The organism is Microbacterium sp. Z10_103 (genome assembly GCF_058310455.1).
Map to the genome: position 1 here is coordinate 1,788,970 of NZ_JBZEGK010000001.1, position 13,072 is coordinate 1,802,041.

15 protein-coding genes are annotated in these 13,072 nt (G+C 68.9%); 7 read left to right on the forward strand and 8 right to left on the reverse strand.

Going from position 1 to position 13,072, the window contains the following annotated elements; all coding sequences use genetic code 11:
• The first annotated feature begins 31 nt into the window (after positions 1-31).
• The 3 genes from AC4FS2_RS08665 (at position 32) to AC4FS2_RS08675 (ending at position 1,543) form a co-directional block, all read left to right on the forward strand.
• Positions 32-172: a hypothetical protein gene (locus tag AC4FS2_RS08665; RefSeq protein WP_491152079.1), complete on the forward strand. Its 141-nt coding sequence runs from the start codon at positions 32-34 to the stop codon at positions 170-172.
• A gap of 218 nt (positions 173-390) precedes the next feature.
• A complete protein-coding gene (locus AC4FS2_RS08670) occupies positions 391-1,227 on the forward strand; it encodes an alpha/beta fold hydrolase (RefSeq protein WP_491152077.1) in 837 nt (278 codons plus the stop codon).
• A gap of 133 nt (positions 1,228-1,360) precedes the next feature.
• Positions 1,361-1,543, forward strand: a complete 183-nt coding sequence (locus AC4FS2_RS08675) for a hypothetical protein (protein ID WP_491152075.1) — start codon at positions 1,361-1,363, stop codon at positions 1,541-1,543.
• 1,037 nt (positions 1,544-2,580) lie between these two features.
• On the opposite strand, the gene AC4FS2_RS08680 is transcribed toward AC4FS2_RS08675, so the two are convergent.
• The 3 genes from AC4FS2_RS08680 to AC4FS2_RS08690 all read right to left on the reverse strand — a co-directional run bounded on the left by AC4FS2_RS08680 (position 2,581) and on the right by AC4FS2_RS08690 (position 5,114).
• Positions 2,581-2,895, reverse strand: a complete 315-nt coding sequence (locus tag AC4FS2_RS08680) for a hypothetical protein (protein ID WP_491152073.1) — start codon at positions 2,893-2,895, stop codon at positions 2,581-2,583.
• Between the two features lie 16 nt (positions 2,896-2,911).
• Positions 2,912-3,985, reverse strand: coding sequence for a redox-regulated ATPase YchF (ychF, locus tag AC4FS2_RS08685; protein WP_491152072.1), 1,074 nt, complete (start codon positions 3,983-3,985; stop codon positions 2,912-2,914).
• A 379-nt stretch (positions 3,986-4,364) separates the two neighbouring features.
• Positions 4,365-5,114 (reverse strand): class I SAM-dependent methyltransferase, encoded by a 750-nt coding sequence (locus AC4FS2_RS08690; RefSeq protein ID WP_491152071.1) that lies wholly within the window; start codon positions 5,112-5,114, stop codon positions 4,365-4,367.
• Between the two features lie 157 nt (positions 5,115-5,271).
• Between AC4FS2_RS08690 and AC4FS2_RS08695 the strand changes: the two genes are divergently transcribed.
• Positions 5,272-5,913 carry an exonuclease domain-containing protein gene (locus AC4FS2_RS08695; protein WP_491152069.1) on the forward strand — a complete coding sequence of 214 codons (642 nt, stop codon included), beginning with the start codon at positions 5,272-5,274 and terminating at the stop codon, positions 5,911-5,913.
• A gap of 33 nt (positions 5,914-5,946) precedes the next feature.
• Positions 5,947-7,245, forward strand: coding sequence for a DNA recombination protein RmuC (locus AC4FS2_RS08700; protein ID WP_491152067.1), 1,299 nt, complete (start codon positions 5,947-5,949; stop codon positions 7,243-7,245).
• A 12-nt stretch (positions 7,246-7,257) separates the two neighbouring features.
• Here AC4FS2_RS08700 and AC4FS2_RS08705 read toward each other — a convergent pair whose 3' ends face one another.
• The gene (locus AC4FS2_RS08705; RefSeq protein WP_491152066.1) at positions 7,258-7,461 is read right to left on the reverse strand and encodes a UDP-N-acetylmuramyl pentapeptide phosphotransferase; all 204 of its coding nucleotides are present in this window, start codon (positions 7,459-7,461) and stop codon (positions 7,258-7,260) included.
• 241 nt (positions 7,462-7,702) lie between these two features.
• On the opposite strand from AC4FS2_RS08705, the gene AC4FS2_RS08710 reads away from it, so the two are divergent.
• Positions 7,703-9,025, forward strand: coding sequence for an HNH endonuclease signature motif containing protein (locus tag AC4FS2_RS08710; protein WP_491152065.1), 1,323 nt, complete (start codon positions 7,703-7,705; stop codon positions 9,023-9,025).
• Between the two features lie 10 nt (positions 9,026-9,035).
• On the opposite strand, the gene glpX is transcribed toward AC4FS2_RS08710, so the two are convergent.
• A complete protein-coding gene (glpX, locus tag AC4FS2_RS08715; RefSeq protein ID WP_491152063.1) occupies positions 9,036-10,022 on the reverse strand; it encodes a class II fructose-bisphosphatase in 987 nt (328 codons plus the stop codon).
• Between the two features lie 185 nt (positions 10,023-10,207).
• Between glpX and fbaA the strand changes: the two genes are divergently transcribed.
• Positions 10,208-11,239, forward strand: a complete 1,032-nt coding sequence (gene fbaA / locus AC4FS2_RS08720) for a class II fructose-bisphosphate aldolase (RefSeq protein WP_491152061.1) — start codon at positions 10,208-10,210, stop codon at positions 11,237-11,239.
• A gap of 51 nt (positions 11,240-11,290) precedes the next feature.
• Here the strand turns inward: fbaA and AC4FS2_RS08725 are convergent, their stop codons facing one another.
• From AC4FS2_RS08725 to AC4FS2_RS08735, 3 genes are read right to left on the reverse strand one after another with little or no spacing between them, the layout of a single operon-like run.
• On the reverse strand, positions 11,291-11,842 hold the full coding sequence (locus tag AC4FS2_RS08725; RefSeq protein WP_491152059.1) for an MOSC domain-containing protein: 552 nt from the start codon (positions 11,840-11,842) through the stop codon (positions 11,291-11,293).
• Between the two features lie 37 nt (positions 11,843-11,879).
• Positions 11,880-12,557, reverse strand: a complete 678-nt coding sequence (locus tag AC4FS2_RS08730) for an anti-sigma factor family protein (protein ID WP_491152058.1) — start codon at positions 12,555-12,557, stop codon at positions 11,880-11,882.
• A complete protein-coding gene (locus tag AC4FS2_RS08735) occupies positions 12,554-13,057 on the reverse strand; it encodes a sigma-70 family RNA polymerase sigma factor (protein WP_491152057.1) in 504 nt (167 codons plus the stop codon). The genes AC4FS2_RS08730 and AC4FS2_RS08735 overlap by 4 nt, the downstream gene beginning before the upstream one ends.
• Positions 13,058-13,072: the final 15 nt, after the last annotated feature.

The window sequence follows — 13,072 nt, forward strand, 5'->3', positions numbered from 1 at the left end:
TCATGCCCCCGCGCGTTCCTAGGCTGGAGAGGTGATCGATACGCCGCCCGATCCCCGGGCCTGCCCCACGTGCGGCGATCCGCTCCGTTTCGAGATCCTCGACGAGGAGCGGTTCCTCGTGGCGTGGTCCTGTCTTCACTGCGGTCTGGTGCGCGCGACCGAACCGTCGTGATGGCCGAGCGACACCCGCCGTTGATGAGCTGCCCGGGCGTCGCAGGATGAAGGCGCACTCGCGCACGTTGTTGGACAGATGTCGGGACATCGATGATGCCGGCCCACGGGACGAAGACCGGCGTTACCGTGGACGCACTCGCCACCTGACCGAGGAGCGAGACGACCCGAGAATCGTCCCAAGCACAGCTTGGTCCGACATGAACGCGGAGGCGGATCATGGGATTTGTAACCACGGAAGACGGCGCAGAGATCTTCTACAAGGACTGGGGCAGCCCGGATGCGCAGCCCATCATGTTCCATCACGGCTGGCCACTTTCGGCTGACGACTGGGACGGGCAGATGCTGTTCTTCCTCGCGAACGGCTACCGGGTCATCGCGAGCGATCGGCGGGGGCACGGCCGGTCCTCCCAGATCGGCACCGGCCATGACATGGACCACTACGCCAGTGACGCCAATGCAGTGGTCGAGCACCTCGACCTCCGGAACGCCATCCACATCGGGCACTCCACCGGCGGCGGCCAGGTCGCGCGCTATGTCGCCCAGTACGGAGAACCGCAGGGACGCGTCGCGAAAGCCATCCTGGTGTCCGCCGTTCCTCCGCTGATGGTGCAGACCGACGACAACCCGGAGGGCACCCCCATCTCGGTGTTCGACGGATTCCGTAGCGGGCTCGCGGCCAACCGGGCCGAGTTCTACCAGGCCGTCGCCTCCGGACCCTTCTACGGCTTCAACCGCCCCGGCGCCCAGGTCTCCGACCCCGTCATCGCCAACTGGTGGCGCCAGGGCATGATGGGCAGCGCCCAGGCGCACTACCTCGGCATCGCCGCTTTCTCCGAGACCGACCAGACCGAGGACCTGAAAGCGATCTCCGTTCCGACACTGGTCACTCAGGGTGACGACGATCAGGTCGTTCCCTACAAGGACGCGTCCCTCAAGCAGCACGAGCTGCTCAGCAACTCGACCTTGAAGATCTACCAGGGCTACCCGCACGGCATGCTGACCGTCCACGGCGACGTCATCAACCCCGACCTTCTCGCGTTCATCCAGCAGTAGGTGCCGTCTACACTCCTGGGGCGCGAGCCGGGGTATCCCGGGTCGCGCCCCCCTTATGTGACCGCCGGTGCGAACAGCGGGCACGAAGTCTCACGCACCCACCCAGAGGAGCGAGCGCATCACCGACTCGACGATGCCCGCCGACGATGACCTCACCGGTACGGCGGATGAACGCAGACGACAACTGGCTGAGCGTGAAGAAGCGGGGCCGTTGTCGGCACAGTGGCTGAGGCGTCAGCTCGATGCGGCCCTGGCGGCGTGGGCGGGTGACGAGACGTCACTCGAGATCGACCAGGAATCCCACACCGACTTCTAGCCCCGCGTACTCCGCCGTTCGTGCCTCGGGCCGGGCCCGGTTCGCTGCCGGTGCTGCGGCGGCTGGCGAGTGCGTTGAGGTCAGCCGTGCAGCTGATGCCAGGCGCAGATTCGGAACCCGTACGGCGGAACTTCGCTGCCGGACGTGGGCGTGGAAGCGGAAGCGGAACGCGCAAATGGCGGAATGACAGGTTCCCCGAGATCCGCGGAAAGACGCCACCACCTACACGTTGAAGCGGAATTCCACGACGTCGCCGTCCTGCCGCGAGGCGCACCGTCCACCGAACCACCCACGCTGTAAGGCGGCGCCATCCTGGGCTCGCCGCTCAAGCGCTAGCCTGACGTGATTCCCCAGGTACCGGAACTCCTGCACACGGTCCCGATCGCGCCGGGGGCACTGAGCATTGACGGGGGGCGAAGCCGTGGAGCCTAAGGCGGCGACTACGCGTCTTGCATTGGTCCTTGTTGCCGGATGTCTCGCAGGTTGCAGCGAATCGGATGACGGCTCCTCTAACGGTGGGTTCGGATTGCCAACGGTGGACTCGGCTACCCAGCACCAAGCGCTGACGGCGGCCGGGGGGACCCCCAAGCTGATTTCGGGCAGGCTGGTTGTCGAGTCCAACGGGTGCATGATGCTCGACAGCGGCGATTTGTCACCGGGGCGATCTTGTGGATTGTCTGGCCGGACAAAAGCGAACAGGACAGCGATGCCGTGGTCCTCGAAGGGGGTCAAAGGGTCAGTGACGGCGCACACCTCGAGGGGTACGGCGCACAAGTCACGCTCGCGGACCTCCCGGACGGCGACCAAGAGTCGTCCTACTTCGGATCATTCGGGCGCTTTTGTGACTCTGCTACCGGTGGCGTGATCGTGCTGGTCGACCTACGCCGCTGATCTCAAGGGATCGATCCGTCTGGGAGGGAACGCCTTGGCGGTAACCGAAGCGATGCATCTGGCCACTCCAGGGCGATGATCTTCGACTCGCCGTCGGAGGCCGCCTGATGCACTCCGTTACGGAACTCCACCAAAGCTGGCATACGTCAACTGGCGTGAGACTGCCACCACTCGACCAGCGAACGCGCGAACTGGACCTCCGCCTTCTCGTCGCTCACAGTGAGGCCATAGTCGGTGCGGAGGAATCGGACGAGCCGCGCGCTCAACTCGTCCGCATCAACGCCCTCCCCCAGCCAGGTCATCATCGGCAAGATCAGGTCGTCGTACTCCGCATCGTCTGCAGGCCGGTCGGCATCCGCGTAAACGCCGAGGACATCCCACGCGAGGAGCCGAGCGCGCAACTCGGTGACACGCGGAAGCACTTCGCGCCTCTGATGATCACGACCGGCACTGGAGGTCATGGCCTACGTGGATCCGTCAGTTGTTGAAGCGGAACTCCACGACGTCGCCATCCTGCATGACGTAGTCCTTGCCCTCGAGGCGCGCCTTGCCGCGCGAGCGGGCCTCGACCACAGAGCCGGCGTCGATGAGGTCGTCGAACGAGATCACCTCGGCCTTGATGAAGCCCTTTTCGAAGTCGGTGTGGATGACGCCGGCCGCCTGCGGGGCTTTCCAGCCCTTGCCGATCGTCCACGCGCGCGCCTCCTTCGGCCCCGCGGTCAGGTAGGTCTGCAGGTTGAGCGTGTCGAATCCGATACGCGCGAGCTGGACGAGGCCCGACTCCTCCTGCCCGGTCGAGGCCAGCAACTCGGCGGCGTCCTCGGGGTCGAGCTCGATGAGCTCCGACTCGATCTTCGCGTCGAGGAACACCGCCTTCGCCGGGGCGACGAGGGCGGCGAGCTCAGCCTTGCGCGCATCATCCGTCAGGACCGCCTCATCCACGTTGAACACGAAGATGAACGGCTTGGCGGTCAGGAGCCCGAGCTCCTTGATGGGGGCGAGGTCGATGTCGGAGGCGGAGAGCAGCTGGCCCTTCTGGAGCGCGAGCTCGGCGGCACGCGCGGTCTCGAGCACGGAGGGGTCGAGCTTGCGACCCTTGACCTCTTTCTCGTACCGGGTGATCGCCTTCTCCAGCGTCTGGAGGTCGGCGAGCTGCAGCTCGGCGTTGATAGTCTCCATGTCACCGGCCGGGTTCACGGCGCCCTCGACGTGCACGACGTCGTCGTCGGCGAATCCGCGCACCACCTGGGCGATCGCATCCGCCTCGCGGATGTTCGCGAGGAATTGGTTGCCCAGCCCCTCCCCCTCGCTCGCGCCGCGCACGATGCCCGCGATGTCGACGAACGACACGACGGCCGGCACGATGCGCTCCGAGTGGAAGACCTCGGCGAGCTTCTCGAGCCGCGGATCGGGGAGGTTCACCACGCCGATGTTCGGCTCGATCGTCGCGAACGGATAGTTCGCCGCGAGCACCTGATTCTTGGTCAGGGCGTTGAACAGGGTCGACTTGCCGACGTTCGGGAGACCGACGATTGCGATGGTGAGAGCCACGGGAGTCCAGTCTACGTGGGGGGATGCTGCGCCCCCGCGGCGCGGGGACCCCAGCCCCACCCCGCGCGCGCGAAACGACGATCCGGACGAGACACCACGCGACGCGTTATGTCTCGTCCGGGCTGTGGTTTCTCGGCGGGTGGCGGGGGGCGCGGGAGGCGCGGCACAGGCGGATGCTGCCCGGGTGCGGCGGCGCGCGAGAAACGACGATCCGGGCGAGACACGACGCGACGCGTTATGTCTCGGCCGGGTTGTGGTTTCTCGGCGCGGGACGCGACGCGACGGGCGCGGATGGGGCGGGCGCGGCGGCTCGGACGGAAGGAGCGGGCGGGCTGGCGGGCTGGCGGGCTGGCGGGCTGGCTGGCGGGCGAGGGTGGGGCTACGGGCGGATGGTGCGGAACGCGCGCGTCACGTAGGGCAGGTCGACCACGGCGTCGGCGACGGCGCCGATCTCGTCGCACAGGTCGGCGAGCGCCTGCTCGATGCGCGCGCGCTCTGCGGGCTCGGCGGTGAGGAGGTAGCTGCGCGAGCGGGCCATGGCGAAGATGTCGTCGCGCGTCATGGGGCGCGTCCAGTGCCACGAGCGTCCCTCCACCCCCTCGAACGGCGCATCTACGCTCGGACCCCCCTCGGCGAGCATCTCCTCGGCCTGGCTGCTGTGCATGGCCGCGGTGAGACGCCGCACCCACGGCGTGCGTTCATCGCGGATGTTCCACACGAGGCCCAGCACCCCTCCGCTGCGCAGCACGCGGGCCACCTCGACGGAGGCGGCAGGTACATCGACCCAATGCCACGCCTGACCGAGCAGAACTGCATCCAACGCCGCGTCCGGCAGCGGCAGCGCCTCGGCCCGCCCGACGAACGTCGGAACACCCACGACGTGGGTTCTCAGACTCTCCAGCATCCCCGGGTCGGGGTCGATCGCGATGACCTCCGCGCCGCTCTCCACGATTCCGCGCGTGAGCTTGCCCGTCCCGGCGCCGACGTCTGCCACCCGCAGCGCGCGGTCGGGATCGCGGACGGGTTCCAGCATCCACGCCACGGCCGCGGCGGGATAGGACGGCCGCCCCGCCTCATAGGTGTCTGCGGCGGCTCCGAATGACGTCGACATCTCTTCGCGGCTGGCCATTCTTCGACCCTACGCGGACCCCCGGCAGCGGGATGTCCCCCTTGTGCAGCTTTCGGCAACCCAGAAGCTGCACAAGTGAGACAACACAGCCGGAGGAATCGCCATCCCCGCGGCGCGCCTGACGGGCGGATGCGGCGGGGAAAGCAAACCTGAGGAGGTGACCCTGGACTTCACCGCGATCGACTTCGAGACGGCGAATTCCAGCAATGCATCGGCCTGCGCAGTGGGCATGGCGCGGGTGCGCAACGGGCAGGTCGTGGCGACCGCGGGATGGCTCATCCGCCCGCCGGCCGGACACGACACGTTCTACGACTTCAACATCGGCATCCACGGCATCCGGCCCGAAGACGTCGCGTCCGCTCTCGGGTGGAGCGCGCAGCTGAAGCAGCTGACCGCGTTCGCCGGCGCGGATGTGCTCGTCGCGCACAACGCCGGCTTCGACATGGCCGTCCTGCGGCGCGCGTGCGAGGCCACCGGCGACGTATGCCCGCCCTACCGCTACCTGTGCAGCCTGCAGGTGGCCCGTCGCACGTACGAGCTCGACTCCTACCGGCTCCCGCTGGCCGCCGCGGCCGCCGGGTTCGGTGACTTCGCGCACCACGACGCGCTCGCCGACGCGCTCGCGTGCGCGCACATCGTCATCGACGCCGCCCGCCGAGTGCAGGCGCCCGACGTGGACGCCCTCGCGCTCGCGACCGGGGTCCGCGTCTCGGCCATCGCCGCCCCGCGTACGAACGCGCCCGCCCCGCACAGGGACGCGCCCGCGGCGCGCGTGGACGCGATGCTCGCCGTCGCCTGAGGCGATGTCGGGGGTCGGGCGCACACTGACGGCATGGACGCACTAGCCCTTCCCCTCGTGGCGATCGCCTGCGTGCTCGTGGGTGCCCTCGCCGGCTTCGCCGTGGGCACCTCGCGCGCCGCGGCACGCGGAGCGCGCGAGCGCGCCGACCTCACCGCGCGCCTGGCCGGCAGCGAAGCGGGTCGCGCGGGCGTACAGGCTCAGCTCGATCACCAGCAGCTTCTGTACCGCGAGCTCGCGGGTCAGACCCGCGCCGAGCAGGCGGCTCGGGAGGAACGCGAGCGCCGGGAGCAGACCGTGTTGCGCGCCCTGGAACCGGTGCGCGAGACGCTCGGCACGATGCAGCGGAAGGTGGAGGAACTCGAACGCGACCGCGGAGCCCAGTTCGCGACCCTCAGCGAACAGCTGCGGCGGGCGTCGCAGTCCGACGAGTCGCTGCGCGCCACGACAGAATCCCTCGCCTCGGCACTGCGATCGGGCAGCACCCGCGGAGTCTGGGGTGAGACGCAGTTGCGTCGCGTCGTCGAAGCCGCCGGACTTCTCCGCTATGTCGACTTCGAGACGCAGTCGACGCTCGCCACCGGCTCCGGCGGTACCGCACGCCCCGACCTGATCGTTCGCCTGCCCGGCGACAAGGCGCTCGCCGTCGACGCGAAGGTGCCGCTGGACGCGTTCCTCGAAGCCAGCGCCATCCCGCTCACGGCGGACGGCGCGGAGGGCGCCCGGCGCAAGAGCCTCCTCGACAAGCACGTGCGTGCTGTCCGCGCGCACGTGGATGCTCTGGCGAAGAAGGCGTACTGGGCGTCGCTGCCCACCAGCCCCGAGTTCGTGGTGTGCTTCATCCCGAGCGAATCGCTCCTGGCCGCCGCGCTGGAGGAAGACCCGGGGCTCCTGGACTACGCGTTCACCAAGCGCGTCGCGCTGGCATCCCCCGTCAACCTCTGGGCGGTGCTGAAGACCGTCGCGTACACCTGGACCCAGCAGGACGTGTCGCAGGAGGCGCGGCAATTGTTCGCGCTGGGAACGGAGCTGTACGAGCGGATCGGCACGGTCGCCGGTCACGCCGACGACCTGAGGCGGGCGCTGGAGCGCACCGTGGACAGCTACAACCGGTTCGCCGGTTCGCTCGAGTCCCGCGTGCTCGCCAGCGCACGCAAGTTCCCCGGGATCGACGACACGAAGCTGGATGCGGTGTCCCCGCCGAGAGCGGTGGAGACACCGTTGCGGCGGTGGAGCGCGCCGGAACTGGTGTCACCCGAGTCACCGAACGCGATCATCGGCGCCGACGTCGGTGAACTCCGCGCGCGGATCGACGTCGAATCGGCGGAGTGAGCCGGGAACCGCTCAGGCGCCGCCGGGGACGAAGCTGAGCAGCGTGATCACCGCGCCGGACACGAGAACAAAGGCACCGACCATCCACCAGGCGCTGATCTGCTGGCCCTCTTCGCGGCGCACGCGGAACAGCACATCCGGTCGGCGGGCAGGGTCGACGGCATCGGCGATGACGGCCTGGGCGCCGGTCCTCGGCGCACTGGTCTGAACGGACATCTGGCGTACCCCTCGATGATCGGTCTGGGAAGCATCCCCATCGACACCAGAAACAATTTTGCCAGACTTCCCCGCACCGGGGCGTCACGACTCGATCACAGTGCCGATGTCCTTCGAGGCTCCCCGGGAAAGCCCGGCCGCTCGATGCCCTTGCGCGGCAGGCCGTGATGATCTAGCGATCAGGGCCTGAGCCGGGACAGCGAGAAGGGACAATGTCGGTGGTCGGTGGGACGCTTATCGCATGACAGCGGAAGCCGGCTCCGGAGCTTCGGAGGGTCGCGAGCACCTCGCCCGTGTCGTTGACGACCTTTGCGCGAATCAGGAGGCGATCGCCGCGCTGGAAGCCGAGGCGATACTGCATTTCGCGTCCGGTATGCGCATCGCCCTCGACCGGATGGCCCACCGGCCGCGGCGACAGCAGACGCGCGAGATGGAACTGCGCGCGGTCGCCGCTGAGATCGGTCTGGCCCTTCGGCTGAACGATCGCACCGTGCAGCGACGCATGGGCGACGCCCTGGAGCTGACGGAGAAGTTCCCGGCCACCGTCGACGCCCTCTCGGCCGGACGAATCACGCTGCGCCACGCGACCGCCATCTGCGACGCCGGGGCCGTTCTGGCGAACCCGCGCGAGCGGGCTGCGTTCGAGCGGGTCGTGCTCGACCGGGCGGAGCGGGAGACGGCCGCCCGCACAAAAGCGTTCGCCGTTGCTCTCGCTGAACGGATGCAGCCGGAATCCATCACTCAACGGTTCCAGCGCGCCGCGCTGACGCGCATGGTCACGGTCACGGAGATCGACGACGGGATGGCCGAGGTGCGGGCCATCCTGCCCGTCACGGAGGCGTTCGCGGTCCACGACCGGCTGAGCAGACAGGCGCGAGAGATCCGTGCGATCACCACGGAGCCGGACGAAAGCATGTCAGCGGAGTCGGCCGAGGAGAAGCCAAGCGTCTGCGACACGCGCACCCTGGATCAGATCCGCGCCGACATCTTCTGCGACATCCTGCTGACCGGGCAGCCGGCGATCGATCCGACGAAAGACAAGCTCCCCGGCGGGCTGGGCGCGATCCGCGCCGAGGTCCAGGTGACCGTCCCCGCTCTGACCGCGGCCGGCAAAGATGACCGAGGCGCCCGTATCGATGGCAAGGCCCCCATCGACGCCGACACGGCACGGTGCCTGATGGCCGGATCCTCGGGGTGGGATCGGATCCTCACCCACCCCGTGACCGGCATGGTGCTCGCCGTCGATCGATACCGCGCCGGCAGCACGATGGAACGGTTTCTCGCGGCGCGCGACATCCACTGCCGGTTTCCTGGATGCCGGATGCCCGCACGGCTCTGTGACCACGATCACAATCTCGACTGGGCACAGGGCGGAAAGACCGATGTCTGCAACATGGCGTGTCTGTGCAAACGACATCACACGCTGAAGACCGAGACCGAATGGGTGGCTGAGCAGTTGCCGGACGGGTCCATCCGGTGGACCTCACCTCTGCGGCGGCACTACCTCGATGTGCCGGCGCCGCAGGTGATGTTCCTGCCCGACGGCGACCCGCCGCCCTTTTGATCTCAGCGGGTCAGAGCCACTTCGACGTCAGGTGCTCCGACACGACGCGCCGGAGCGTGCCCGACGCGCTGCGCAGCACCACGCTCTCGGTGGAGAGCCAGTCGCCCTCACGGCGCACGCCGGCGACGAGTTGGCCATCGGTGACACCGGTCGCCACGAAGATCGTGTTCTTGCCCTTGACCAGCTCGTCGGCCTCGTAGACGTAGTCGAACCTCAGGCCGGCGTCGGCGCCCTTCTGCCGCTCATCGTCGGTCTGCGGGTACAGACGGCCCTGGATGTGGCCGCCCAGCGCCTTGATCGCGCACGCGGTGACGATGCCTTCCGGGCTGCCGCCGATTCCGACGCACATGTCGGTCCGCGCGTTGTGGCGCGCCGCGTTGATGCCACCGGCGACGTCGCCGTCGCTCATGAGACGCGTGCCGGCTCCGGCGTCGCGGATCTCCTGCATGAGCTGCTCGTGCCGCGGCCGGTTCAGCACCGACACGACGAGCTCGTCGACCGGCTTCCCCAGCGCCTTGGCCAAGCGCCGGATGTTCTCCCCGATAGGGAGCCGGATGTCGACGACGCCGACGCCGGCGGGGCCGGTGACGAGCTTGTCCATGTAGAACACGGTGGACGCATCCAGCATCGTCCCCGCGTCGGAAACCGCGATCACGGACAGCGCGTTCTGCCGTCCGGCCGCCGTGAGCGACGTGCCGTCGATCGGATCCACCGCGACGTCGCACTGCGGGCCGCGGCCGTTGCCGACCTTCTCGCCATTGAACAGCATGGGCGCGTCATCCTTCTCGCCCTCGCCGATGACGATCGTGCCGTCGAAGTTCACGGTCGTGAAGAAGGCCCGCATCGCATCGACGGCCGCACCGTCGGCCGCCTCCTTGTCGCCGCGACCGATGAAGGGCACCGCGCGGATGGCGGCGGCTTCGGTCGCGCGCACAAGCTCGAGTGCGAGGTTGCGGTCGGGGTGGAGGGGGCTCATGTCGGCGGTAAGACTCACCATGCGGCCAGCCTATCCACGCCGCCGAACGAATCGACCGATTCGCCTCCCCGGCCACGCGAAGGAATCGCCATTCTTGCCGCTGGGGAAGATGCCGTCGTCCGCCCCTGCGGCACCCCACCTCCCGGGTGGTCGAGCGCCTTCGGTAGAGTGACCGACAACCCCCACTCCACAATCGAGGAGACTTCATGCCCGTCGCCACCCCCGAGCAGTACGCCGAGATGCTTGACCGCGCCAAGGCGGGCGGATTCGCGTACCCCGCCATCAACGTGTCCAGCTCGCAGACCATCAACGCGGTGCTGCAGGGCCTCACCGAGGCGGGTTCCGACGGAATCCTCCAGGTGACGACCGGCGGAGCGGACTACTTCGCCGGGCACACGGTCAAGGGCCGCGCCACCGGCGCGATCGCGTTCGCGAAGTTCGTCACCGAGGTCGCCAAGAACTACCCGATCACCGTCGCCCTCCACACCGACCACTGCCCGAAGGACGCCCTCCCCGGTTTCGTGCTGCCGCTGATCGAAGCGTCCGAAGCAGAGGTGAAGGCCGGGCGCAACCCGATCTTCCAGTCGCACATGTGGGACGGCTCGGCGGTGCCGCTGGAGGAGAACATCGACATCGCCGCGGAGCTCCTTCCCCGCCTCAACGCCATCCACGCGATCCTCGAGATCGAAGTCGGCGTCGTGGGCGGCGAAGAGGACGGCGTGCAGCACGAGGGCTCGAACGAAGCGCTCTACACCACCGTCGGCGACGTCACCAAGGCCGTCGAGCGCCTGGGGCTGGGCGAGAACGGCCGCTACATCTCGGCGCTCACCTTCGGCAACGTGCACGGTGTCTACAAGCCGGGCAACGTCAAGCTGCGCCCCGAGCTCCTCGGCGAGATCCAGGCCGGCATCGCTCAGCGCTTCGGCACCGGCCCCAAGCCCCTCGACCTCGTCTTCCACGGCGGCAGCGGCTCGTCCGATGAAGAGATCGCGCTCGCGGTGAGCAACGGCGTGGTGAAGATGAACATCGACACCGACACGCAGTACGCGTTCACGCGTTCGATCGCCGGATACATGTTCAGCAATTACGAGGGCGTCCTGAAGGTGGACGGCGAGGTCGGCAACAAGAAGCAGTACGACCCGCGCGCCTGGGGCAAGGTCGCCGAGTCGGCGATGGCCGCCCGCGTGGTCGGGGCCACCCAGCAGCTCGGCTCCCACGGCAAGTCGCAGGGCGCCTGACCCGCACGACTTCAGAGATGCCCCGGCCTCGCGGTCGGGGCATCCGTCGTCTCAGGCCGGCGCGCGGAAGTTCTCCAGCAGGCCCGGGGCGCCCTCCGGCACGGTCAGCACCTCGATCTCATCGCCGGCGCGGATGCTGCCGACCTGGCGAACACGCAGGTAGGGACCGAGGCGACGCTCCGCCGCGAACCGGCGCACCCATCCGCGTTGCTCCGCACCGCCGACCCATCGGGCGAAGGTGGCGCACGGGGTGCGCGGCATCGTCACTTCGACCTCGACGGTGTCGCCGATGCGCCACACCTCGCCGATGCGCGACGCGTTGACGTCGAGGCCTTCCACCCGGAGGTTCTCGCCGAACCAGCCCGGCGGCAGCTCCCGGCCGAGTTCAGCCTCCCAGAAGGCGGCGTCCTCCTGCGCGTAGGCGTACACAGCCTTCTCGAGCCCGCCGTGGTGCTTGCGACTGGCCTGCACGTCACCACGCAGCCCGTACTGACCGACGTGCACCGCGGTAGGCACGGGGCGCTTGTCGATCGCGGTCACCCCGAGAAAGCCGGTGTCGGGGCGGAGCTGGTGCACGACGCAGACGGCGAGGACACGGGGCATCCCGGAATGCTACGTCACGGCCGCGGCCGCGGGTCGCCTACTCCCCCGCGTCGTAACGCATCAGCACGTCTTCTCCGTCGATCGTGCGGATCTCCACCGCACCGATCTCGCTGACCGGCAGGTCGGTACCCGCACTGAGATTCGTCGTCGAGCCGGGAGACGCACGCCACGTCGAGAGTGTCGTGGTCGCTCCCTCGGCGTCGGTGACAGTCAGCGCATACGGCCACCCCTCCTCGGGGGCGTCCAGCACCTCGCCGCTGTAGCGGCAGACCAGATCGATGCGCGTCCCCCACGCCGCGTCGGTCAGGCGCACCGATGCCTCCAGTGGTGCTCCCGCGAGGTCGGTCAGGGCGTACACCACCCCCTGCGGGGCCGTCACGGCGATCGTCACCGGCACGGCCACGCCGCCCAGCACCAGCGCACCCGCGGCCGCGAGCGTCCACACGATGCGACGCCGTCGCCGGTGCTGTGCACGCTGCAGGAGCGCGTCCCGCAGCTCCGGGCGCGGGTCGGCCGGGGTGTCATCCATCGCCCGCGCCCGCTCGGCGGGCACACGCGACAGCAGCCCCGCCGTGGGCGCGAGTTCGGCGACCGCGCGACGGCATTCGTCGCATTCGGCCAGGTGGTCTTCGTACGCGCGGCGGTCGGCAGGCGACAGCGCCCCCAGGACGTATGCCGCGTCCCATTCCGCAACGCGATCATGTTCGGGATTCATCGCGTCACCCCCCTCTCCTGCAGTGCGAGCCGCAGCGCCCGCAGACCGTAGTGCAGCCGTGATTTCACGGTGCCCTCCGGGATGCCGAGTTCCTCGGCCGCCTGGGCGGTGGTGTGTCCGCCGTAATACGCCGCCACGATCACCGCGCGGTGGTCGGCGCTCAGTCCCGCCAGCGCGTCTTCGATCAGCAGCGCATCGAACAGTGCGTCGGAACCGTCCGGCCGCGCGCGCTCGGGCACGTCGGCGACGGGTGCTTCATGACGCCGCCGCGCACTCCGGGCCTCGTCGATGACGAGGTTCCGGGCGACGGTCATCATCCAGGCTCGCGCCGACGCGGGGTCCTCAAGGATCCGCGGGCTCCGCCACGCCCGCAGGAGCGTCTCCTGCACGACGTCGTCCGCGCCGGCACGATCACCGGTGAGGCTGACCACGTAGCGCCATACCGGCGCCGCATGGGCGTCGTACAGCGCACCGAGCTGAACGTCGTCCTTGCCGCGCATGGCACCTCCCCAGAT